Origin of the sequence: Legionella parisiensis (assembly GCF_001467945.1) — a bacterium.
In the GTDB taxonomy this organism is placed as follows: domain Bacteria; phylum Pseudomonadota; class Gammaproteobacteria; order Legionellales; family Legionellaceae; genus Legionella; species Legionella parisiensis.
In genome coordinates this window covers 1,773,920-1,795,934 of record NZ_LNYQ01000013.1, presented here as the reverse complement: position 1 = coordinate 1,795,934, position 22,015 = coordinate 1,773,920, and the positions used below count along the sequence as shown (strand labels likewise).

Here is a 22,015-nt window from a genome sequence, read left to right as displayed (position 1 = left end):
TTATTACACTATGTATGATATCCACTTTTTAATCGGTTTGCATCCGACCTACCAGACAATAGGGATTTTGCCCCGATTTTATTAGTGATTTTGCGATGTATGCAAGGTATCGCTGTTGGAGGAGGATAGGCTGATGCTGTAGTGATGTCTGCTGGAGTTAGCAGGGGAAAGGAAAGAGGATTTTACTCGGGCTGGACAAAGGCAGGAGCTACTTTAGGGTTGGTAAATTCAATCACTATATTTCTTTTGTTTTCAGCGCGCTTCCCGATGAGCAATTTTTATCTTATGGCTGGCATGTGCCTTTTTTACTGAGTTCTTAAAAGGTAACTCTTCCCTGTCTCGAGTAAGAAAAAGCGTCTTAAATAGACACCGAATGATTCAGAAATAAAGCATATATAACTTATGAGGGGAAAGTTTCTTAATAAAGTGTGCTCTTTTTTGGAGTATATCCCAAATTCATAGAAGAATAAAAAATATGAGAAAACTCACAAATAATAATCCTAAAGAGGTAGCGAAATGGAAATAAGGTTCTTTCATAATTAGCGTCTCCGCCAATTCTTTCACATGAATAATATTAACCCGGATCTATGAAAAAATAAGAAGCAGTATGTATTGAAAATAATAATAATTAACATATAATGAACACTTCTGGAATTAATTATAGAGGTGATATGCCAACAAATACGAACAGGAATAATAATGAGGGGGTTGAAGTTACAAAAAAAGCACTAGACTCAGCCCCGCAACAAATTATTCAACCTAATCAAATAATTAAACTATTAAAATCGAGGTCTCGCCAAAAACAAGCAGAAAAAGCTTTTTTATATGCATTTTTAGATATAGAGAAGCAAACGGTATTAGATTTTATTAAAACACTAAGGGAATTACCTTCGACAACCCCTGATTTTGAGGTCGCTGCATTAATTCATCAATGGTATCTTTCAGCTGGCATGCAGAATAGAAAAGAGTTTTCAATGACCGATACTGAGTATCAGCATTATAAATCTGCAAACATAGCTCGTATCATCACTTCCCATTTTTCGCCTCAACAGAAGGAAAAATTGAAGGGAAAAGCCCTTCTTGATATAGGTGCTGGTGACTGTGCAATGACCTATTTGGTAAGCAAGCATTTAGGCATGGAAGGAAATGCAATTGATATTCAAACTGAGATTGACTGGGGTGGTGAAAATAGCAGTGATAAAAAGAGAAAAAATCACTATATGGCACAACTTCATAACTATTATGAGTATGATGGCAGTGATCTATTAGGCGCACTTAAGGGGAAAAAATTTGCAGTGGTTATGTATAATCATTCATTACATCATTTCCCATCGTTTCAAGCACAAGTCAACAGTTTAAAACAGGCAAGTCAAGTTTTAGAGCCCGGAGGAATTCTCTTTTTATCGGAGCATGCAAATTGTTTTGATGAGGATATCTTGGATTTATCTCATATTTTATTAAACCTAAGGTATAGCATTGATAAAAAGCAAGTTCTTACCCCTGAAGAGGCTATGCAGGCTGTTTTAAAATTTAAATCTGAGTATCAGTCTCTTTATTTTTCAAAAAATATTCTTGATAGGATTACCAATCAACTTGGATTTACTCTGGCTAAAGAAGAAATTCGTTCTCCAACAGATGTAGCAAAAGCAACATTTTTCTGTTTTGTAAAACAACCTTCACGAACTGAGTTGGCGTATTCTCCCTATTTCTTTGATGAAGATAAGGCAAGTAGACTGCATCATGTAGAAGATTCTGATCATCTGGATCTGCCTCAAAGAAGATACTCTGCAGAATCATTTAATTAATTACTGCAATCAACCAGGGTTAGCCTGTATTAAATTGGACTTAGGTACAGGCGAAAACCCATGAGTATCAATTGTTACAGCATAGGAACATATGAGGTTTCTTCAGTTTCTGATGGTAAGTTTACACCCAGGGTTTTTAAAAATTTTGAGCAAACATCTTTAGATTCAGGAAATATTTTGGCATAAACTGAAAAATCTTCGCCTGTTTGACTCACGGTATTTTTCATGTATGTCTGCACGTATTCTTTATCTTCGAACAGATAAGACTGACGGTCTAAATTTGTTAAAATATTTAAAACATGTTGTTGATATGCTTCTATTAATTGAGTTACATTTGCTCGATTTTCAAATAGATTAAGACCTAAAGAAGTGCTGCGAATCGTTTCATCCAATGTTACTACATTCTTGTTCCAGTATTCATTGTAGCGGTCTTCAAACCAGGAATTTTGAAATTTCATATTTATCCTTTTATTAATTGAAATGATAAATATATAGACAAAAGATTAAGAAAATATTAAATGAAAGCTAGTGAATGTACATTAAATTCATTTCTTCAATGTATCTTTGGTAGATGCAGATTCCCATACATCGTGCACAAAGTCAGAATCTTCTATTTCAGGCAACGTAACTGTTGGGGGCAATGAAGAGTTCACCTCTGCGAAGTGATTTCTTACAATTTCTCCATGAAGCAGGTCTTTTAACTCTGTGATGTAAGCAACAATACGCTCAGCAGGTAAACTCTCGATGATTGCTTCGTGAGTATATTCTTCTGGTATTAAATCCAGCGAAGATAATACAATTAATCTTTCCGCAACTCCCACGATTAATCCACTCTTCCCATTTTCAATTTCTTTATCTTTTAAAAAGCCTGTCAATAAATCATCAAGAACAATAGCTCCACCATATGTTATTAGTGGTTTGTTTTCTGATAAGTATTGAGTTAATGCCTCAATAGTTACTCTGTCAAAATTGCCCCTTGTTGGCAAGCCATCTGCTGGAAAAGTGCTATGAATTCTATAATAGGGCGCGTTACGCTCTATAGTTGATGCTAATCCACTAATACTTTGTGGTTTTGTGCTAAAAAAGCGCAAATTCCCAATGCTCATGCTGACACTCCAAATAATAATATACTTCAAAAATCAAAAGTAATTAGAGCGGTCATATTTTTATAAGTTACTTTGTATTAATTATAGCCATTATTTGGCCCTGCGCCTTGCGGAGATCCAATTGCACCTCCTGGCCTGCTTGTGTTTACTTAACATGCAGCCTATAGGTTTTATTGCTTAACACTGCGATAATGTTTTTGGATGCACTAAATTTAAAAAATCACCACTTTTGATTTTTAGAAGTTGGGTATGGTTGCCGGCATTAAAAACAAACCATTCTTTATGTGTAAGACTCTCAGCAAGATAAACATCCATACCATGAAGTTCGCCAAACAATGGTATCGCTCCAACTTCGCAGTCGGTAAACCTGTCTTGAAACTCAAATTCTTTAGCGATTTCGGCGCGCTTTGTATGAGTTTCTTTTTTAAAAGGTTTAAATCCAGACGAATATTGGCGGGAATTGCTACTAGTGCAAATTTTCCATCCAACTTGACCACTATAGATTTGGCAAAACAGTTACCTTTAATATGTGCTGCCTGGGCACATTGTGATGCTGTATACGCTCTGGGGTGGCTGATAGTCTTGTATGCAATATCATGGCTATGCATGCTATTGAACTCCTTGTACTATAATTGATTGGAATCAATAAACATAAAGGGTGCAAATATGAACAGGGACGCAGAAGTATTAGAAATTTATCATCGAAATATAAGTAAAAAAGAAAAAATTCATTTACTTGAAGAAATTGCCCTTGATTTACATAATGAAATGGAAGCCCAAGATCAAAATATGCATCCAGAAATTCATAATAAATTAGCTGAAGGCTTGAGACTTGCAACAAATTTTATAAGAGAACTGCAATCTCTTAATAAATCATGACATCAGAAAGCTTAAAAAATAGTCTTAATTGAATAAGCTTCACACAAGTGGTTTGTACAATAATTATAGATACTCAATTTTTGAACTGTGATAAATCAACTTTAAGAGTATTTATGAAATGAAAGCTTCTTGAGGCTAGAATAACAGCAACTGATGCTGACCGTTTAAACGATTAAGTGGTGCAACGGTTGAATATAAGGTTACTTTCGGTTTGAAAGATAAATTAGTTGAAATTCGACAAAATAATGTAGAACAACCTGAAAAATTAAAGGACTTTATTAATGAAGTTGCTGAGAAAATCATTCTCCTAAAACAAGACCAAGAATGCATTGCGATGCATCACTAATTTAAAAAAATTGCTAACAGGGTTCAAAGGGCTCTTTATTCCATTTGATCCCTGGACTGTAATAAATCCTGTAGCGGTTGAGGTAATACTGAGCGAATTTTATGCGTCAGTAACGCTTCATTTTTTTGCCAAAGCAAACCGAGGTAGATAATACCAAAACCGATAATAGTCAATGCCACAGGAAATAAGTAACTGAGTTTAAATACCTTGAATGCTAAATACCCTAAATAGAAACAACTGCCTAAAGCGCCGAATAGTACAAATACTTTTCTATTTAAAATAACTCCAATCAAAATCATTAAAAGATTGATGCACAAATATATAAATTTAGAAAGTTCACTATCTGAGTGTTGTGCGCTGAGGCCTCCCCAAAAAGTCATAACACCAAATATATAAAGCCAGAAAGCAAAGTCTGCAGAATGACTGGATCGAACATCCACCCAAAAAGCAATTAATATGGTAACTATGCCAAAATACATAGAAACCATAGCTCCTAGCTCATAGGTGTAATTTTCTGGCGCAAGGATTGAAGTAAGATCCATAGACATATACCAGAGGGTAACTGCAATGGGCATAATCATAAAGGGGTAGCGATAGATCCAGGCCATTATAATTCCTACGATAAGAGTCCCTAGCTCCATGAAGATCCAGTTCCATTTAATATAGACATGGTAATCTTGATACACACTATTATCTGGTGGCCACCAACCCATGCCCTGTTGTAGTCCGTAAATGGCTAAGGGAGTAAGACAGATTACAAAGGTGGCACATATTCCGGCGGGTATTTTATAACCAGTATCATGTAGTTTATGAGTCAGTGCGACACCCAGAATGGAATAGCACACGGATAGAAATAAAATTCCCCAGCCTCCATACATTTCCCACCCCAAATTCATAAATAATGTCATGGCACCTATAGCTATAAGCCCTCCAAAATAATAAAGAACATTAGTGAGATTAAATCCTGGACTTTGTTCAGGGAGAGTCTTTATAAATTCAATTAAATCATTGGCTTGTTTTTCTGTGATGATTTTGGCTTCAATGGCCTTATTGATCATATTCCGGGAAATTTTCATCATAACTCCATGAGATGTGGAATTTTTTCCAGTAATAAAGATTATAGCTTAGACTCAGAGAGGGGGAGCAAATTTTGTTCAAAGCATCCTGAGCTCTGAAGTCATCGTGCCTTCATGTTGTTTAAGGAATTCATTTTAATTTAGTATATTTAAAGCTACTGTCTTTTATTTTATTATTTAATTGAATTACTGCATTCCCTCTATTCTTAGGAAGAACTTGGTTAGTAGCTGCTAAAGAGATATGCGGGGTATAGTTTTCTGGAATAATATCCGCATACATTTTAAAATTTGTATGATAATCCTGATTGTATTTTTTAAGTAATAAATTCAATTTCAAATTAATGCTTTTTAAATCATCTTTAGTTGATTCATCTGGAAACAATACAATAGCATTACGAGTACATTTTTTATTGTTTGGTGCCGGTTTAGGACATGATGGAGATACTTGGTAAATACCAGCTTCTCCAAAATAATAGTTTATAGATGATTCAGTTTTTAACTCATCTGTCATCATTTTTTCTAAATTTTTATCACTTTTTCCGTTTGCAATCCATCCTACCGTAACATGATAGTTAGGCATGTTCTTTTTATCTGTATTATTATCTTTTGCAATAATTGTATCCTTTACAAATTGATCATAAATTTTTGTTCTATCAACTGAATTGACACGTAGTAGCAAAACAAGATCTGTTGGCTTTGCTGCAAAAGATAGGGAAAAAAACATTAAAGAAAAAAGATAAGTAATTAATATTTTCATCATAATTGACTCCTGTAAAACTCATTAAACTATATCAATTAAATATTAATTAATTCTTAATTAAACTTAGTAACTAATGCATTTCCAAGAGAATGAGTGTGTGCCATCAAGGATTTTATTCTGCATTTTGGTTTGTGGAAAAGATCAGTATATTAGGTTGCAAGCAGCCAGGAGATACTTTCTGAAGACAATAGATGACACATCATTTTTTAACTTCTTCAATGGCTTCAATTATTTTTGTTGCATCAGGAGCCTATCCTATCATTCGTATCAAGCAATCTTGTGCGACGAAAAAATTGAGGACATCAGTATTTTTGATGGATTAATCATATTTTACTCTCCTCAGTAGTTAAAATATAACTATTATTTAAAGTCGGATATAACAACCATAATAGTTCATTGCTGTCACAGGAGTCATTCCTTTTAGAGAACCTCTGCGAACTAGACATTGACTCCTAATTCAAATTTTAATCAGCCACAGCTAAGGAACATCTGTGCTCTTCATGCAGATGAGTTGAATGAAAATATAGCGTTGCCATTTGCAAAGCAAATGGCTCTGAACGTATTAGGCTTGTTGAAGCTGAGTATTGGACTCTTGTGTTGTTTCTTTTGCAGGAATTTTAAAATTATCAAGATCAGGAAGATCCTTCATGTCACTTTCTTTGGGCATAATGGACTTATCTGTAATCTCTTGCGGACCATCTTTTCCTGGCCTATAGAGCTTTCCATCGCCATTAGAAAAAGCAATGACTTTATTGGTTTTTTCATCAATCATAATAAAACTTTTTCCTGAGTCAGCTTGCTTTTTAAAAAAGTTAGCCATGTCTTCATCAGATTTAAAAGATAGGTTTAGTCGACCCTCATCATCTTTTTTAGGAGGGTTATCTTTAAACCATTCATCGCCACAATGTTTTTTATAGGCATCTAGCAAGGCTTCATTTTGTTCACTTTGAACAGTAGTACTCTTTTTCTTGCGTGCAGATTCTTCTTTTTCGAGAGTTTGTAGTGCATGTAGCTGAGAAGTCTCGGATACTGTTTTCTTAGGAGGCGTTAATGGTATATCGTCTTCTAAAGAGGGTGGTGGTAGATTGTTCTTTACCCAATTGTTTATCATTTGTTTTTGACTTGGCGTTTGCAAACCAGCAGCAACACCACCACCAATTGCTAATTTTCCTGGAGGTGTTTTTTGATTAGTCCAGCCGAGTAACACGCCTCCACTCTCCATAAATTGAGAAGCATGGTCAAGACTTTTCTTTACCGCAGTATCATTAGCTGGAACAGCTTTTCCTTTGCTGTCGTATTCCATCGTGGTAATAGGAACTGTCCGGTATACGCTCTGTAAATGTTTATATTTTGGCTCTGTGAGTAGCTGCTCGATTTCGGATATTACAGTTGCCTGATTGGATCCACCTGTACCTGTTTTCCACCCCCCTTTGTTGTAGGTATCTATAATTTTATCTGTTTGACCTTTATTGGCAGAATAAGTAATCCCAACCGTTTTAGCCCCATTAGCATGTAATCTCGCTACTTCATCCAGAATTTTAATTGCCTGATCCCTAGATGAAACTGAGGTTCCATTCTTCTCAAAATCTACTCGGAAGGGAACAATACTGTTTGGCATGTCAAAAATCCTTAAATCGTGATAACTATTTAATCATAGATAATCCGATTCATGTTTTCAATAATTGAAAGCAACTTAAATAATTTCTTAACAATTTACTCAGCGTACAACGGTTTTTTTATATCAGTGGTGTCCCAGCTAGGCAAATCCAAGAATGATCCCTACTTTAGATTAAAAAAACAAGATAAAGAAGAAAATCAGGCAAATGAGGCTGATAGTGATAATTATTTCTTTCCTCATGAGGGCCAGAAACGCATAGAACCGTTCGCTTTCACGATTAATTTTGGTTTTAAATAGGCTTATCGGTTAAAAATTCTTTTCTAAATGCGGCAAAAGAAAATATTGTGATCGAGTTGTTCATAAATTAATCTATAATAATCTTAATTTCCTTTAAACGATATTGAGTATTATGCATGAAAGATTTTTTAGTTCGAAAGATTCAGAAAGATCTAGAGAATATAATCTAAAACGGTTTTTTAATAATTTTCCAGAAAAGGAGTTTTGGAGATTTTTTGTGGAGAGAGCGCGGTATGACTATAGACAGGAATTATATCGAAAATTACATGCCAAAATGAACGGAATACCTGAGGAACAAGTAAAAGCAATCCCAGTTTCTGTCATTGAAGATATTGTAAAAGATGTCACTATAGGACAAGTATACCAGCTTGCAGAGCACTTAGGCGACCACGAAGCTTTAACTGGTCTAAACAATTTATTTCATGTCCAAGATAGGAAAGGTGAACGCATTACCTCACTTTTTAATAAACACCAAGGCTGGTTGGGATTTGAGGATAATGAACCAGGCTATTTATTGAATGTTACCAATGGTTTTTGCCTCGCTGTAGAACATATATTACTTGATAAACCCTTTACATTGGATTTTATTAAAAAGCTACATAAAACCTGTACCCAAGGTGTGAGGAACATGCTGACTCAAACTCCGGGTGAGTTTCGTAGTAGCGGTGCCTCTTGGCAAATGGATCTTAAAAATGATTCACCAGAGGGATTAATCGAAACGATTGATTACCTAAAATCAGTAGAGTCAAAAATGGGAACGGCTGGCTTTGATATCTCAATTGAAACGAAGGACTGTCATGAAATTATTTCAAGTTTTCTTACAGAGGACACTCATTCTTTAGCTACTAAAATATGGAGCAGTTTAAATAATGGCGCTGTCATTTTTTTTAATTCCAGAGAAAAAAAACATATTGACTCCGATCAATTTTTACATGCAATAGGCTCAGAACATATCCAACAACTAAAAGAAGCATTAGATAATGCCAGAACGAAACATGATAAGTTGACTGCTCTATTTACTTATTTAAAACACGCTGTACTACATCATCCTTTTCAAGATGGAGTAGGCCGAACATATTCCATGGTTTTATCGCAATATTTATTTATGCGTGAAAATCTTTTGCCAGTTTTAATTCTTAATTCAAACATAATTCCAGGTTATTCCGTAAAAGAACTTGTAGATGAATACTTACGAGCAGAAAAAGAAATGGAGCGAATTCTAGATTTTCCACAATATATTTCAAGTGATGAGATGGTAACGCCTAATATTGATACAGCAATGCTTTTATCAATTGCGAGTGTCGAGGAGTTAGAACTGTTTGAAAAAGCTCTAACTCAATTTCAGGAAATAAAAAGGAGTTATTTAGATTGGTGTGATACACAGGAAAATGTGAGTTCCGCAGTTAGCTATGACCAAACTTAGATATAAATAGGGGTTCTTAGTTCAATCGAGGTAGTTTGAAAAGTTCTCAATAGGTTGTTATTTTTGATCTTCGTTTTTGTCGCCCTCCTTGTTTTTTTAATTCTGAATCGCTAACGACCCTAATCTTTCTTGCAAATGGTCTATGCTTGCTTAGGATAATTTACTCAGAGTAGTATAAATTTAATTAAGAAGAGTCTACTGAAGTTAGGGCGATGAATGATCTGCAGTAAATCAGTTAAAAGGACATATACATGGATAAGATAACACCACATTTATGGTTCGATAAGGAAGCCAGGGAAGCTGTAGAGTTCTATACTTCTTTGTTTCCTAACTCAAAAATTACGAATAGTACAACACTTCATGACACACCATCGGGACAATGTGACATTGTTTCTTTCGAGCTTTCAAGACAGTCTTTTATAGCAATTAGCGCAGGACCCCTTTTCAAACTCAATCCCTCTGTTTCGTTTCTCGTAACTTTCAATCGGGCACAGGAAAAGAATGCGAAAGAAAAGCTCGAGACTCTGTGGAGCAAGTTGATTAGCACTGGCACGGCGCTTATGCCGCTGCAAGAATATCCTTTCAGCAAATGCTATGGTTGGGTGCAGGATAAATTCGGTCTTTCATGGCAACTTATTCTTGCAGATAGTGGGAATGAAGAACACTCTCATATCATTCCGTCGCTTCTGTTCGTTGGGAGTATGTACGGTAAAGCAGAAGAGGCTATCAATTTCTATATGTCGATATTCAAAAATTCAAGATGGGGCAATCTTACTTATTATAGTTCGGGTCAGGATCAGGAAAAAGAAGGAACAATTTCATTTGCAGATTTTATGCTTTCAGGTCAATGGTTCGCTGCAATGGAGAGCGCTCAAAATCATGATTTTGTTTTTAACGAAGCGCTATCATTTATAGTGAATTGCGAAACTCAGGAAGAGATTGATTATTATTGGGAAAGCCTCTCTGCTGTTCCGGAAGCCGAGCAGTGTGGTTGGCTCAAAGACAAATACGGCCTCTCATGGCAGGTAGCACCTAAAGCTTTGGACGAAATGATGAGAAATGGCACTCGTAAGCAGATTGATCGTGTAACGAAAGCATTTTTACCGATGAAGAAATTCGATATCGCAACGCTTAAGCGAGCTTATGAGGGAAAATAATATGCGAAAATTAATTGTTCTACCATTTATAACTCTTGACGGGGTAATGCAGGCTCCAGGTGGTTCCGAAGAGGATCCCACTTGCGGATTTAAATACGGCGGTTGGACCTTCCCTTATTTTGATGACTCTTTGGGCAAAGTGATGGACAAGCAAATGTCTCGTTCTTTTGATTTATTGCTGGGGAGAAAAACGTATGAAATATTTGCTGCTTATTGGCCATATGTACAAGATGATCTGATTGCAGATAAATTTAATGGTGTGAAAAAATACGTTGTCTCAACAACTCTTAAGGAACTTAGTTGGACTGGCTCTGTGCTTATCACTGACAATATCACGCAAGAAATTGGGAAGCTTAAGGAGCAGGACGGACCTGAGTTGCAAGTATATGGTAGCGCTAATCTCATTCAAACACTTCTGAAGCAAGATCTGGTTGACGAGCTTTGGCTAAAAATATTTCCCATTACGCTTGGTGGCGGTAAACGTCTGTTTGCCAAAGGGACAATGCCTGCTGGATTCAAGTTGCTGGAAAGTATGGTTTCACCAAGTGGAGTCATCGCCGCGGTATACGTGCGTGCAGGGGATGTCAAGACCGGGTCATTTGCACAACATAAACCATCAGAAGCAGAACTTGCTCGTCGTAAAAAACTTAAAGAAGAAAAATAACTTGAACTGCTGAGAAGAGTAGTTGTCGTGTACAAACCAGGACAGTCGACGCAGCAAATTAAAGGCGAATCTTTTATTGATATGCTTTATTTGCCACAAAATTATTGACTAATTCAAAAAGAAATCTATTACTTTATAAAGGATCATTTATTTCAGATTTTAACAATCTGTTATGAGAAATTAGACAGGTGATATTTTTCTTTTTCTAACAGCGAAAGGAGAATAGATGGATACTATTGCTGTTATCATAAATAAAAAGGCTAAAAATTCTGCTAATGCCATACTTTATTTAGATGGTTTAAAAGCTGCGGATATTTCTTATACTCTCTATGAGACTACACCAAGAAATTTGCCGAAAACGATAAAAAAATGTATTACTATACATAAAGTTATTTTAGCAGGTGGAGGAGATGGGACGATACGGACGGCGGCTCATTATTGCGCCCATAAGCCAATAATTTTAGGGGTCATTCCTTTAGGAACACTTAACCATTTTGCTAGCGAACTCGGTTTACCTAGCAGTGTTAATGAGATAGTTGCTAGTTTGAAAAAACCTCATACAATTAAAATCGACTTAGCAAAGGTCAATGATATTATTTTTATTAATAACTCTTCCATTGGCTTTTATCCAAAATTTGCTGACAAACGAGAACAGTATAATAAAAAATATAACAAATGGTTAAGCTATATACCCGGATTTATTGAGAGTTTAAAAAAACATCCAGTCTTTACTTTAACTGTAAAAAGCAAAAATCTAGATTTATCGTTACACACTTCTTTTTTGATGATCAGTAATAATCTATATTCTTATAAATTTCCAGCAACAATTAAAAGAGAGAGTTTCCACAAGGAGTTGCTAGGACTTTATTATTTTAAAAAGGGAAAGATACAAATATTTAAAATAATCCAAAGTATATTTTGCAGCAAAAATCTCTTTGAAAGAACTCAATCAAAACATCCTATTGAAATTCATTTTAATAACGAGAAAGAGATTACTATCTCTGTAGATGGCGATACCATTAAAACAAAAACTCCATTGTATTATCGAACATTATCTCGCTCTTTAACTCTTTTGAAGCGTTCATCATGAAAATAATACACATTTCAGATCTTCATTTTGGAATGCATAATCCTATAATTATTGAATCGCTTCTGGAAGATCTAACCTCATTGGATCCTGATGTTATTATTATATCCGGAGATTTAACACAGAGAGCCCGTCCTGGTCAATATAAACAATTATTAGGATTCTTGCAGCGCTTAACTATGACTCTGCTCATTGTTCCAGGCAACCATGATATTCCATTTGATAATCCCATTTACCGTTTTTTACATCCATTTAAACGCTACAAAAACTACATTTCTACTCAGCTGGAGGTAAGTTTTAATAATAAAGAAGTGAATATTCTTGGGGTTAATAGTGCCACTCCATATCAAGTTAAAGATGGGAGGTTAAGCCATAAAACATTAGGTCGCATAAGAAATCATTTTTCATATACTTCGAAACAATTAAATATTTTATTTTTTCATCATAACCTTAAACATTTTTCAGGGATGCATCATCCCTTAAATAATGCAGAAAAATTTATAAATTATTTAAAAGAAAGCCCTATTCATATCGTTTGTACAGGACATCTGCATTATGCCAATTTAACATTAGTTACCAAAAACCAAGGTGAACAATGTGTATTCCTGCACGCTGGTTCAACATCATGTTTACGTACTAAAGATGGAAAAAATAGTTATTATTCAATCAATACGGATCAGTTAAAGTGTTCTATTGATTGGCGGGTTTTTGCTAACAATGCTTTTACATCTCATAAGGTTTATGAGATTGATTTTACTCCTGATGACGCTAGGTAGTAGAAAGAGTCACAAGTTTACTGCAAGGAGAAAAACCTGCGATAATTTCTGAGTCACAAGAATCCGAACACAAAGAAGGAGTTTCTTTGGTTGCATTTTTTGGCGGGAACAGGAAAACAAGTGAGGGCTTATTGGTAATTTTTTTAATGATCCATCTATCAATAACTTGAAAATTCGAATAATCTACTGCTAGTTATGTGCACATGATGAAAGCACCTTGATTCTGAAAGGAAGTTAGAATGTCTAATTATCATCTCAACTATCGACCTGATATTGATGGTTTGCGAGCAATCGCTGTGTTGTCAGTAGTTGGGTTCCATGTTTTTCCAACTTGGATAAAAGGAGGCTTCATCGGTGTTGATATTTTTTTTGTGATCTCGGGTTTTTTAATTTCCAGCATAATTCTTAATAATTTAACTAATAATCATTTCAGTATCTTTGAATTCTATAGTCGACGCATTAAAAGAATTTTTCCAGCTCTTCTAATTACATTATTTGCCTGTTTAATAGTTGGATGGTTCATTTTATTTCCACACGAGTACGCACAACTAGGTAAGCACGTTTTGAGTGGTGCGGGTTTTTTCTCGAACTTTACTTTTTGGTTTGAAGCGGGGTATTTTGATAATCTGGCTGAAACAAAGCCGTTACTCCATCTTTGGTCTTTAGGAGTTGAAGAACAATATTATATTATTTGGCCATTATTGTTATGGTTTATCTGGAAGAAGCCAGCTATTATCCCTGGTGTTTTGCTACTCATTTTCATGGCTTCCTTAATCATAAATATTAAAGTGGTGCATTATGACTTGGTAGCTGCGTTCTACTCGCCGCAAACACGTTTCTGGGAATTAATAACAGGGTCTCTTTTAGCGTATTTTATCTTTAAAAAGCAAACTTCGACCGCCGTTCCGGCCACTACTACACGCTACGGACAAGACGCAGAGCACAGACTTGCCAGCGGGGGCGTTAACGCCCAAAAGCCAGCTGCACTGAATAATTATCGCTTAAAATCAGGAAAAACCCTATTTCAGAACGTGATTTATATAAATGAGAAACACTCTATTTTGCAAAACGTTAGCTCGCTAACGGGTTTTATATTACTCGGTATGAGCCTTTTATTTATTAATAAAACAAAAATTTTCCCAGGATGGTGGGCAATCTTACCCAATCTTGGAACCTTGTTGATTATTCTAGCAGGGCCTAAAGCTTGGTTTAACAAAGCCGTCTTATCCAGTCGTATTTTGATCTGGATTGGATTAATAAGTTTCCCATTATATCTATGGCATTGGCCTCTCCTTTCTTTCGCATTCATTCTTAAGGGGGAACATGTAGGAATAAAAGCGGGACTAATTATTATTTTAATCTCGATGTTGTTCGCCTGGGGAACCTACTCTTTTGTTGAGAAGCCAATACGCTTAAATCAAAAAAAATTTATTGTGTATTTATTGATCTTAATCATGTTGGTGATCGCTTTAGTGGGGTTTTATTGTAAAAGCAAAGAGGGATTTTTAAATAGACCCTTCTGGAAAAATTTTAATGAAGTCAACGCCCAGTTTGTTGGCCCTGCTTGGCAATACACAAAAAATGATCTTTGCTTAAAGCGCTATCCTTTTGATGAAGCAAAAGATTATCAATGGTGGTTTTGTATGATCAATAAAAGCAAGAAGCCGACTGTTATTTTGCTTGGGAATAGTTTTGCAAACCAGCTTTATCCAGGGTTATTACATAATAAGCTATTCTCGAATGAGACCATACTTTCTATTGGCACTTGCGATGCAGCAAAAGTTGGGACAACTCCTTTAGTCGATATGCCAGCAGATCCAGCTTTTCCTTGTGCAGGGGATAGGCCCCTACATCAAGAAAAGTTTATAAATAACATTATTAAACAAAATGTTGGCTCTTTGAAATATGCAATAATTGCAGGCTTATACGGAGCGTCAGAAGAGTACTTGGCTCGCTTGAAAAGCAGAATAGATTTCCTGGAAAAAAATCATATAAAAGTTATCGTTTTTTTACCTCATCTTATTTTTAATAAAAAAGATGTTAAAAGCTGTATGAGACCGTTTAGCAGCGCTGAAGGATGTATATCCGATTTGAAAGAAAGGAACACTCTCATTCCATTTCATCAAGCAGTAATTAAAGCAATATCAAAAACCAACCCAAGTGTTATTTTTTTTGATCCGAATGATTTATTTTGTGATAGTAAAAAATGCTCAATGATAGATGCCAACGGCCTTCCTTTCTATCGTGATCAACTCCATATTTCTGAGTATGGAAGTATAAAATTGCTTGGTTTATTTCAAAAATGGGCTGAAAAAAATCTTTCGGAAAAGATAACAACTTAATGCAGATTTCGGCATTTGGTTATTTTATGATTTGGAGGGTATCAGTCTATTCCTCAAGTTACAAATTTTGCATAAGTGTTGGTCTGTAATTAATTATAATTATTTTTATCTAATTTCTATCATGGGATATGAAATTTCTAGAGTAGCAAGTCCAATCTTCGCATTAGTTAAGTACACAGGTAAAATAGCATGGGCTAATTGGGTAAAAATAGCTTACTTAGTATTGATAACAGATCTTTTTTTAAAGATGAAGGATGGTAAAAAGACTGCAAGTGCTCCCACCGGTTCTACCAAAAGTATACATGCAGGTAGTAGACTTACAACTATCTTTAGATTCTCGCAATTGTGAAAAATACATTGCTTTATTTACTTTTCCAGTTTCAACTCTACTCATTGTTTAATCAGAACAACTCGCATATCTCTAAAAGCTAAATAGTTAAGAGAAAAATTCTTGTAAGTTGGTAGACACAATGTTTCGATGTCTTTGTCTGTCTAAATAATCGAGTATAGCTAGCACCTTTTCAGGATCAAAAAAACGAGAGAGTGGAAAAATTTGGGATCTTTTTTTGTCTCGTCCTAATTATTTCGTTAATTGATTTTGGTTCTATGATTATCTTCTTATAATTTTGAGATACAATCCTTCTGTATAAAAAATGTTTTGAATTGATTTATGAGGAACGAGTATCACCATATCTCAAGTAAGAATAGTAAAAAAATAAAAATTAACGACAATGTCCTTACCTTGATCAGCTTCTATCCGATTATCCTTCCTATTGATATTCTGCCACGCTTAATTTTGCCGCGAGTGTTGGCTACAATGTTTGCCAGGTATAGTAATCATAAAAAAAAAGGTTAATGGAAGAAGTTTTTGCTGCAAATCCGGATAAAATACTGTACAATATGTGACAATTTTTTATCCATTAACTTTATAAGAGCGCTATGACTGATTTAAACCTTTATAGAAACATTGGTATCTTCGCACACGTAGATGCCGGAAAAACTACAACTACCGAACGTATTCTTAAACTCACTGGTAGAATCCACAAAATAGGTGAAGTTCACGATGGTGAATCAACAACCGACTTCATGGAACAGGAAGCAGAGCGTGGTATTACCATCCAGTCAGCAGCAGTAAGTTGCTTCTGGAAAGGTTACCGCTTTAACGTCATCGATACCCCAGGACACGTTGACTTCACTGTAGAGGTATATCGTTCACTGAAGGTACTCGATGGCGGTATCGGGGTATTCTGTGGTTCTGGCGGCGTTGAGCCTCAGTCAGAAACCAACTGGCGCTATGCAAACAACTCAAAAGTATCTCGTTTGATTTTCGTAAACAAACTTGATCGTATCGGCGCGAACTTCTTGAAAGTGACTGAGCAAATTAAAAAAGTATTGGGTGCACATCCTTTAATTATGACTTTGCCCATTGGTTTTGAAGACAGCTTTGTAGGTGTTGTCGATTTATTAACACGTAAAGCGTATGTTTGGGACGAATCTGGCCAGCCAGAAAATTACAAAATTACTGATGTACCAGCCGATATGCATGACGACGTTGAAATGTATCGTGCACAATTAATTGAAACAGCACTTGAAATGGATGATGAGTTGCTGATGGCTTATTTGGAAGGAGAGGAGCCTTCAATAGAAGAAATTAAGCGTTGTATCCGTAAAGGTACGCTTGAATTAGCTTTCTTCCCTACTTATTGCGGTTCGGCCTTTAAAAATAAAGGGATGCAACTGTTATTGGATGCAGTGGTTGACTATTTGCCTGCTCCGCATGAGGTTAATCCGCAACCTTTGACTAACGCTGAAGGTGAGCCAAATGGCCAATTCGCTATTGTTTCTCCAGATGAACCATTCCGCGCTTTAGCATTTAAAATTATGGATGATCGTTTTGGTGCTCTAACGTTCGTACGTATCTACTCAGGAAAATTGAATAAGGGGGATACAATTCTTAACTCCTTTACTGGTAAAACGGAACGTGTTGGTCGTATGGTGGAGATGCAGGCGAATGAGCGCAATGAATTACAAAGTGCTGAAGCAGGCGATATTATTGCGATAGTAGGCATGAAAAATGTTCGAACTGGCCACACTCTTTGCGATCCTAATCATGAGTGTACGCTTGAAGCGATGGTTTTCCCTGAGCCAGTTATATCTATTGCCGTGACGCCAAAAGATAAAGGCGCCACCGAGAAAATGGCTATTGCTATTGGTAAGATGGTTGCAGAAGATCCAACGTTTAGAGTAGAAACAGATCAAGATTCAGGTGAAACTATTCTTCGTGGTATGGGTGAATTACATCTTGACATTAAAGTAGATATTCTGAAGCGTACATACGATGTTGAGTTGATCGTAGGTCAGCCACAAGTTGCTTATCGCGAAACAATAACCAAAACGATTCAAGACAGCTATACTCACAAGAAACAATCAGGTGGTGCTGGTCAGTACGGTAAGATTGATTACACTATTTCCCCAGGAGAACCGAACACTGGATTCACGTTCATCACTTCCGTTGTAGGTGGAAACGTTCCTAAAGAATTCTTCCCGGCAATCGAGAAAGGGTTCCGCTCAATGATGGATACCGGTACCTTAGCAGGTTTCCCTGTATTGGATGTTGTTGTTAACCTCACCGATGGTGCTTACCATGCCGTTGACTCTTCAGCAATAGCGTTTGAAATTGCGGCAAAAAGTGCTTTTCGTCAATCCATACCAAAAGCTGCTCCACAACTGCTTGAACCTATCATGAAGGTTGACGTTTATAGTACAGAAGAGGATGTAGGTAATGTGATTGGTGACTTGAACCGTCGTCGCGGGATGATCTCGGGTCAGGAACCCAGTGCTGCTGGTGTTCGCATTAAAGCCGATGTTCCTCTTTCAGAAATGTTTGGTTACATCAGTACATTGCGTACCCTTACCTCTGGTCGTGGTCAATTCTCAATGGAATTCTCGCACTATGCTGCTTGCCCAAACAATGTAGCTGAAACAGTAATTGCCAAAGAAAAAGAGAAGAAAGCGGCAGCTATGGCCTAAGATAGTAAATGACTTTTAAATAGCTCTGTCAGTTCGTTCTGACGGGGCTTTTAAAAGATCAAGTAAATCAGGTATGGAATTTAAACGGGTTTCTAACGGGTTGCAGCCTTTCCTTCAGTTGGGTATTTTGCCTCAATACTTTTTAAAAGTGTTCACTGCTATATTCTGAGCAAGCGTGTCAATATTAGTAAGAATAAATTTCAATATTGAGCATGCGGCAAGCATTTAAAATTTCCTCAACACACAATTCATTATTATTAGAATAATAAAAAAAGTCTCTTCTGATGTTACTACTGACAGAATTTAACGAACAGCCATAAATTGAGGAAACGGCACTATTTCTTCCGTCAGAAAGACTCATTCTCACGACTCGGCCATAATCAGTAGAAAGGGAACATGTAATTCCCTGGTTATTTGAAAAAATTGAATTCAAAAAAAATGAATTAAAGCACTGACAGGCAAATACATTATTATTAATAAATAAGAAAATTGCCATTATGAATGTTAGAAAAGTATTTTTAAACGTGAACATTCTGATAAGTACCAAAAAGTAAATCCATTTTTTAAATTATAGAACAACAGCGAAATCCAAGGTAGACATCTCATGGTGGGGACAATAAAGAACGAATTTTTTATCTTTTTGCAAGACTAAATATTTCAAATCAGTTTTTCCAATAAAATAATATCCGTACCACGGATATGCGCTATTTTTTTTACTGTTACTGATGTTTTCTGTAGTATTTTTTGCATATCAGAAAATAAATCAAGACCATGATGTTTTAATGGGCGTAATAAAAAATAAGCTTTACCTTTGTTTGCAAGTGAATTTTCTAGCGCTCGAATATAACTCTGAAAAGAGCTATCTAAATAAAATCTGCAACGATTTTTAAATTTGGAAGGGGAAAGCATTCCGTGGCCTGCTTGGAAATAGGGTGGATTACTGATAGTTAAATCAAATTTGCCTTCCCATTTTTTTTCATGTAATTCATCATAATTTAAGAGATGCCAGCGAAATTGCAATTCAGGTCGATTGACATGAGCTATGTTTTGATAGAAATAATCAGTATAAATATCCTGGATCTCTATAAAATCTATCTGCCGGATTGCTGGAAGATGCCACGATAGTTCAATTCCAATGACTCCGCAGCCTGCACAGAGATCTAATACTCTTAATGAACCAAGATCTGTGTAGGATTTCAATTGTGTTGCGACAAATTTTGCAAGGTGAATTGAATCAAGACTGAAACGATATTCGTCGGGTTGTTTGTAATTATATGTGAAATGCTTGTTGAGTTCACTCTGCATTGTATCAATCATTTTGACAATTAATTTCTGTCATAGCGTTAAAGTATTGTTATTATATGAGGTTATAGGAGATTTTCCGAGCGGAGATCGTGGATTTTTCGTCAAGTTTGGAGTGCTAAACCTAATTATGATAGGGTTATTCTTTATTTTAACTATTAAAAGCGAAGGTAAATTCATCCTTCATCCTTTCAGGGCCTAACGATGAGAATCATTAACTGATATTACTTATTTTCTAATAATTCTTACAACAATTTGGTACCGCTACATCAAGATATTTGTGTGCATGTAGCGGTTTGTTTCAATAAAACTTTATCTTTTAAGGTTATTTAAAACCTCGGCTATTAATGAGGTTTAAAGTTTACATTAGTAAACACGCACAGTTATCTTCCTTCTTATTTTCTAATGATATTTCAGCATAGTCAGAAACCTGACCTGAAATGAACTCGAGATTATTAACATCTGCCAGTACATATTCAATTGTTTTTCTCCTAGGTCCCGAACGAAAAATATGATATGCAACTGGTGTGATTTCTTGTTTTATAATGGTGCTCAGTATTGGTTCTTTTAATTGCACGTGAAAAACAGCCGCTATACGATCAATAGTATGAACTTGATCTAAAGTGCATATTGCATAGTCTTGTGCTTCTTTTTGGGTGCGGAATAATTTCATTGTACCTTGTTTTGGTATGGCATTTTTTATTTCATTTTCAGGAATCGACTTCCGTTCTTTTCGATAAGGAAAACCTTTGTCCCAAGGATTTGTAGGTTGAGAGACCATTACTTTCTCTCCAACAGCATAGTAATCAGACGTATTGGGTAAGATTTTTTCTTCCTGATATCCTGCATGAAGTGTATTTAATAACTTTGTACTTTGTTGCCTTATTATTTTTGAAACCTGAGCTGTTTTTTGTAAATCTGAAGAATTAAGATTAGATAGAATTATAGCTTGTAATTCCACCGGTAACTTTTCAAAAGACATGATATTTCCTCGCTATATGTGTATACAAAACAAATCGATATAAAAATATATTGAATGAGCATATTTTATACAGAAGAGTGTCACAAGAGAATCCACTCATTTTGAAACTAATTTTTTCCATAAAAGAAAAAGAACTGCTGATCTTTGGGTAAATTTGGATGACTGGTATCTGCCAGGTCTAAAATGTCACCTGTCAAGTAAATTACAAACCGAATCACTGCAAAACCATGAGAATTACTTATTGTGCTAATTAATGGTAGATAGCTAACCTCTAATGATAATTCTTCCTTTGAGTAATTTTTAAAGCACTAAATATTTTTAATTGGATATCAATTAATTTATTAAACGCTAGTACTGACTAACCCGATAAAGCAAATGTTTTTTAATCTTGTGATGGCCGCCATTCAATTGATGTTTGAGCTATACGACAAAGAGAATAAATTCCATAGGAAATCGATATCTTTTTAATTTTTTACTCAACACTGGTCAGTCATTAGATAATGAGTGAGAAACAGAGACGCAACGAGTTACTATTTATTTGACTATGTTTGTTTGTGGATCTATATGTTAAAAACATAGTCAAATCAAAGGCGGTCAAAATGTCATATGAAGGACGATTCTTTGTTCCAACTGTTGAGCTAAAAGAAAGAATAAGATCAAAACAGGAAGTTAGCCCGGAAGATTTTACGATAATAGCATACTCAAGCACTGGTGGCAGTGAGGAGTCTATCGCTTTATTAGAGCAGACCACGGTTGCTTTCCCTAAGGACATGGTTAGAAATTTAGTATGTTTGTATCCTGTACGCCTTGTTGAGCATGAGATTCTTGCACAATTACAAGCGACAATCAAATTGGATAAGGATGTTGATGATGAGATGGATACATTTGGGCATGCTTTTACGATGGTACAAAAAAAGTTGGAAGAGAAGTCGCTAGATGGATTAGTGTCCAAAGTAGCTTCAATGCATGCGAATACCAATATAGATGTTATTGAATTTTTCAATGACTTATCTCATGGAAAATCAAGAGAGGTGTATCCTTTTTCATCCGAGGAGTTAGAAGCTCTACAATCATTCCATGCGACCATTTCAGGAAAAGAGCCATGGAGTACAGATAAAGAATTACTTAAAGCGGTTTGTGTTCAGCGAGGCATGGCATTGATTTATACTCAGAGAGCACGAGCAATAATTGAACCGGTGGTGGCAGAATCTATTAATGACCTTTGTGAGCAGGGTGCTTTAGAGGGATTAGAGTATGTTGAAAAAGAGCGCTCTGTAGCTGTATTTACTACTGGAGGAGTTGCCTCTGGAAAAGGGAGTTGCCTTAAACTCGTTTCAAAAGTTATTGGCCAATATGAGCCTGAAT

The 22,015-nt window shown here is 35.7% G+C and carries 17 protein-coding genes and 2 pseudogenes; 11 read left to right on the top strand and 8 right to left on the bottom strand.

Annotated elements, in window-relative coordinates:
• Nucleotides 1–671 precede the first annotated feature (671 nt).
• Nucleotides 672–1,805, top strand: coding sequence for a class I SAM-dependent methyltransferase (locus tag Lpar_RS14055; protein ID WP_058518515.1), 1,134 nt, complete (start codon nt 672–674; stop codon nt 1,803–1,805).
• A 74-nt stretch (nt 1,806–1,879) separates the two neighbouring features.
• Here Lpar_RS14055 and Lpar_RS14050 read toward each other — a convergent pair whose 3' ends face one another.
• The 3 genes and pseudogenes from Lpar_RS14050 to Lpar_RS14040 all read right to left on the bottom strand — a co-directional run bounded on the left by Lpar_RS14050 (nt 1,880) and on the right by Lpar_RS14040 (nt 3,519).
• The gene (locus Lpar_RS14050) at nt 1,880–2,263 is read right to left on the bottom strand and encodes a hypothetical protein (protein ID WP_058518514.1); all 384 of its coding nucleotides are present in this window, start codon (nt 2,261–2,263) and stop codon (nt 1,880–1,882) included.
• Between the two features lie 87 nt (nt 2,264–2,350).
• Nucleotides 2,351–2,911 carry a hypothetical protein gene (locus Lpar_RS14045; RefSeq protein WP_058518513.1) on the bottom strand — a complete coding sequence of 187 codons (561 nt, stop codon included), beginning with the start codon at nt 2,909–2,911 and terminating at the stop codon, nt 2,351–2,353.
• A gap of 177 nt (nt 2,912–3,088) precedes the next feature.
• Nucleotides 3,089–3,519, bottom strand: a pseudogene (locus Lpar_RS14040) (aminoacyl-tRNA deacylase).
• A 58-nt stretch (nt 3,520–3,577) separates the two neighbouring features.
• Here Lpar_RS14040 and Lpar_RS14035 point away from each other — a divergent pair.
• Nucleotides 3,578–3,790, top strand: coding sequence for a hypothetical protein (locus Lpar_RS14035; RefSeq protein ID WP_058518512.1), 213 nt, complete (start codon nt 3,578–3,580; stop codon nt 3,788–3,790).
• A 211-nt stretch (nt 3,791–4,001) separates the two neighbouring features.
• On the top strand, nt 4,002–4,136 hold the full coding sequence (locus tag Lpar_RS19565) for a hypothetical protein (RefSeq protein ID WP_272947097.1): 135 nt from the start codon (nt 4,002–4,004) through the stop codon (nt 4,134–4,136).
• A 35-nt stretch (nt 4,137–4,171) separates the two neighbouring features.
• Here Lpar_RS19565 and Lpar_RS14030 read toward each other — a convergent pair whose 3' ends face one another.
• The 3 genes from Lpar_RS14030 to Lpar_RS14020 form a co-directional block, all read right to left on the bottom strand.
• Complete coding sequence (locus Lpar_RS14030; RefSeq protein WP_058518511.1) at nt 4,172–5,212, bottom strand: hypothetical protein; 1,041 nt, start codon at nt 5,210–5,212, stop codon at nt 4,172–4,174.
• 130 nt (nt 5,213–5,342) lie between these two features.
• Entirely contained in the window at nt 5,343–5,972 is a 630-nt protein-coding gene (locus Lpar_RS14025) for a hypothetical protein (RefSeq protein ID WP_058518510.1), read from the bottom strand.
• Nucleotides 5,973–6,534: 562 nt separating this feature from the next.
• Nucleotides 6,535–7,590: a hypothetical protein gene (locus Lpar_RS14020; RefSeq protein WP_058518509.1), complete on the bottom strand. Its 1,056-nt coding sequence runs from the start codon at nt 7,588–7,590 to the stop codon at nt 6,535–6,537.
• Nucleotides 7,591–8,104: 514 nt separating this feature from the next.
• On the opposite strand from Lpar_RS14020, the gene Lpar_RS14010 reads away from it, so the two are divergent.
• From Lpar_RS14010 to fusA, 7 genes are all read left to right on the top strand, one after another.
• Nucleotides 8,105–9,310 carry a hypothetical protein gene (locus Lpar_RS14010; RefSeq protein WP_133133911.1) on the top strand — a complete coding sequence of 402 codons (1,206 nt, stop codon included), beginning with the start codon at nt 8,105–8,107 and terminating at the stop codon, nt 9,308–9,310.
• Between the two features lie 251 nt (nt 9,311–9,561).
• Entirely contained in the window at nt 9,562–10,467 is a 906-nt protein-coding gene (locus Lpar_RS14005; RefSeq protein ID WP_058518506.1) for a VOC family protein, read from the top strand.
• Between the two features lies 1 nt (nt 10,468).
• Nucleotides 10,469–11,131 carry a dihydrofolate reductase family protein gene (locus Lpar_RS14000; protein ID WP_058518505.1) on the top strand — a complete coding sequence of 221 codons (663 nt, stop codon included), beginning with the start codon at nt 10,469–10,471 and terminating at the stop codon, nt 11,129–11,131.
• A 226-nt stretch (nt 11,132–11,357) separates the two neighbouring features.
• Nucleotides 11,358–12,221, top strand: coding sequence for a diacylglycerol/lipid kinase family protein (locus Lpar_RS13995; RefSeq protein ID WP_058518504.1), 864 nt, complete (start codon nt 11,358–11,360; stop codon nt 12,219–12,221).
• Nucleotides 12,218–12,994, top strand: coding sequence for a metallophosphoesterase family protein (locus Lpar_RS13990; protein ID WP_058518503.1), 777 nt, complete (start codon nt 12,218–12,220; stop codon nt 12,992–12,994). The genes Lpar_RS13995 and Lpar_RS13990 overlap by 4 nt, the downstream gene beginning before the upstream one ends.
• 239 nt (nt 12,995–13,233) lie before the next feature.
• The gene (locus Lpar_RS13985; RefSeq protein WP_058518502.1) at nt 13,234–15,336 is read left to right on the top strand and encodes an acyltransferase family protein; all 2,103 of its coding nucleotides are present in this window, start codon (nt 13,234–13,236) and stop codon (nt 15,334–15,336) included.
• A 939-nt stretch (nt 15,337–16,275) separates the two neighbouring features.
• Complete coding sequence (gene fusA, locus Lpar_RS13975; RefSeq protein WP_058518500.1) at nt 16,276–18,366, top strand: elongation factor G; 2,091 nt, start codon at nt 16,276–16,278, stop codon at nt 18,364–18,366.
• 657 nt (nt 18,367–19,023) lie between these two features.
• On the opposite strand, the gene Lpar_RS13970 is transcribed toward fusA, so the two are convergent.
• Nucleotides 19,024–19,683, bottom strand: coding sequence for a methyltransferase (locus tag Lpar_RS13970; RefSeq protein WP_058518499.1), 660 nt, complete (start codon nt 19,681–19,683; stop codon nt 19,024–19,026).
• A 346-nt stretch (nt 19,684–20,029) separates the two neighbouring features.
• Complete coding sequence (locus Lpar_RS13965) at nt 20,030–20,650, bottom strand: F-box protein (protein ID WP_058518498.1); 621 nt, start codon at nt 20,648–20,650, stop codon at nt 20,030–20,032.
• A gap of 599 nt (nt 20,651–21,249) precedes the next feature.
• Here Lpar_RS13965 and Lpar_RS19425 point away from each other — a divergent pair.
• Nucleotides 21,250–22,015: pseudogene (locus Lpar_RS19425) on the top strand (hypothetical protein); the annotation flags it as partial.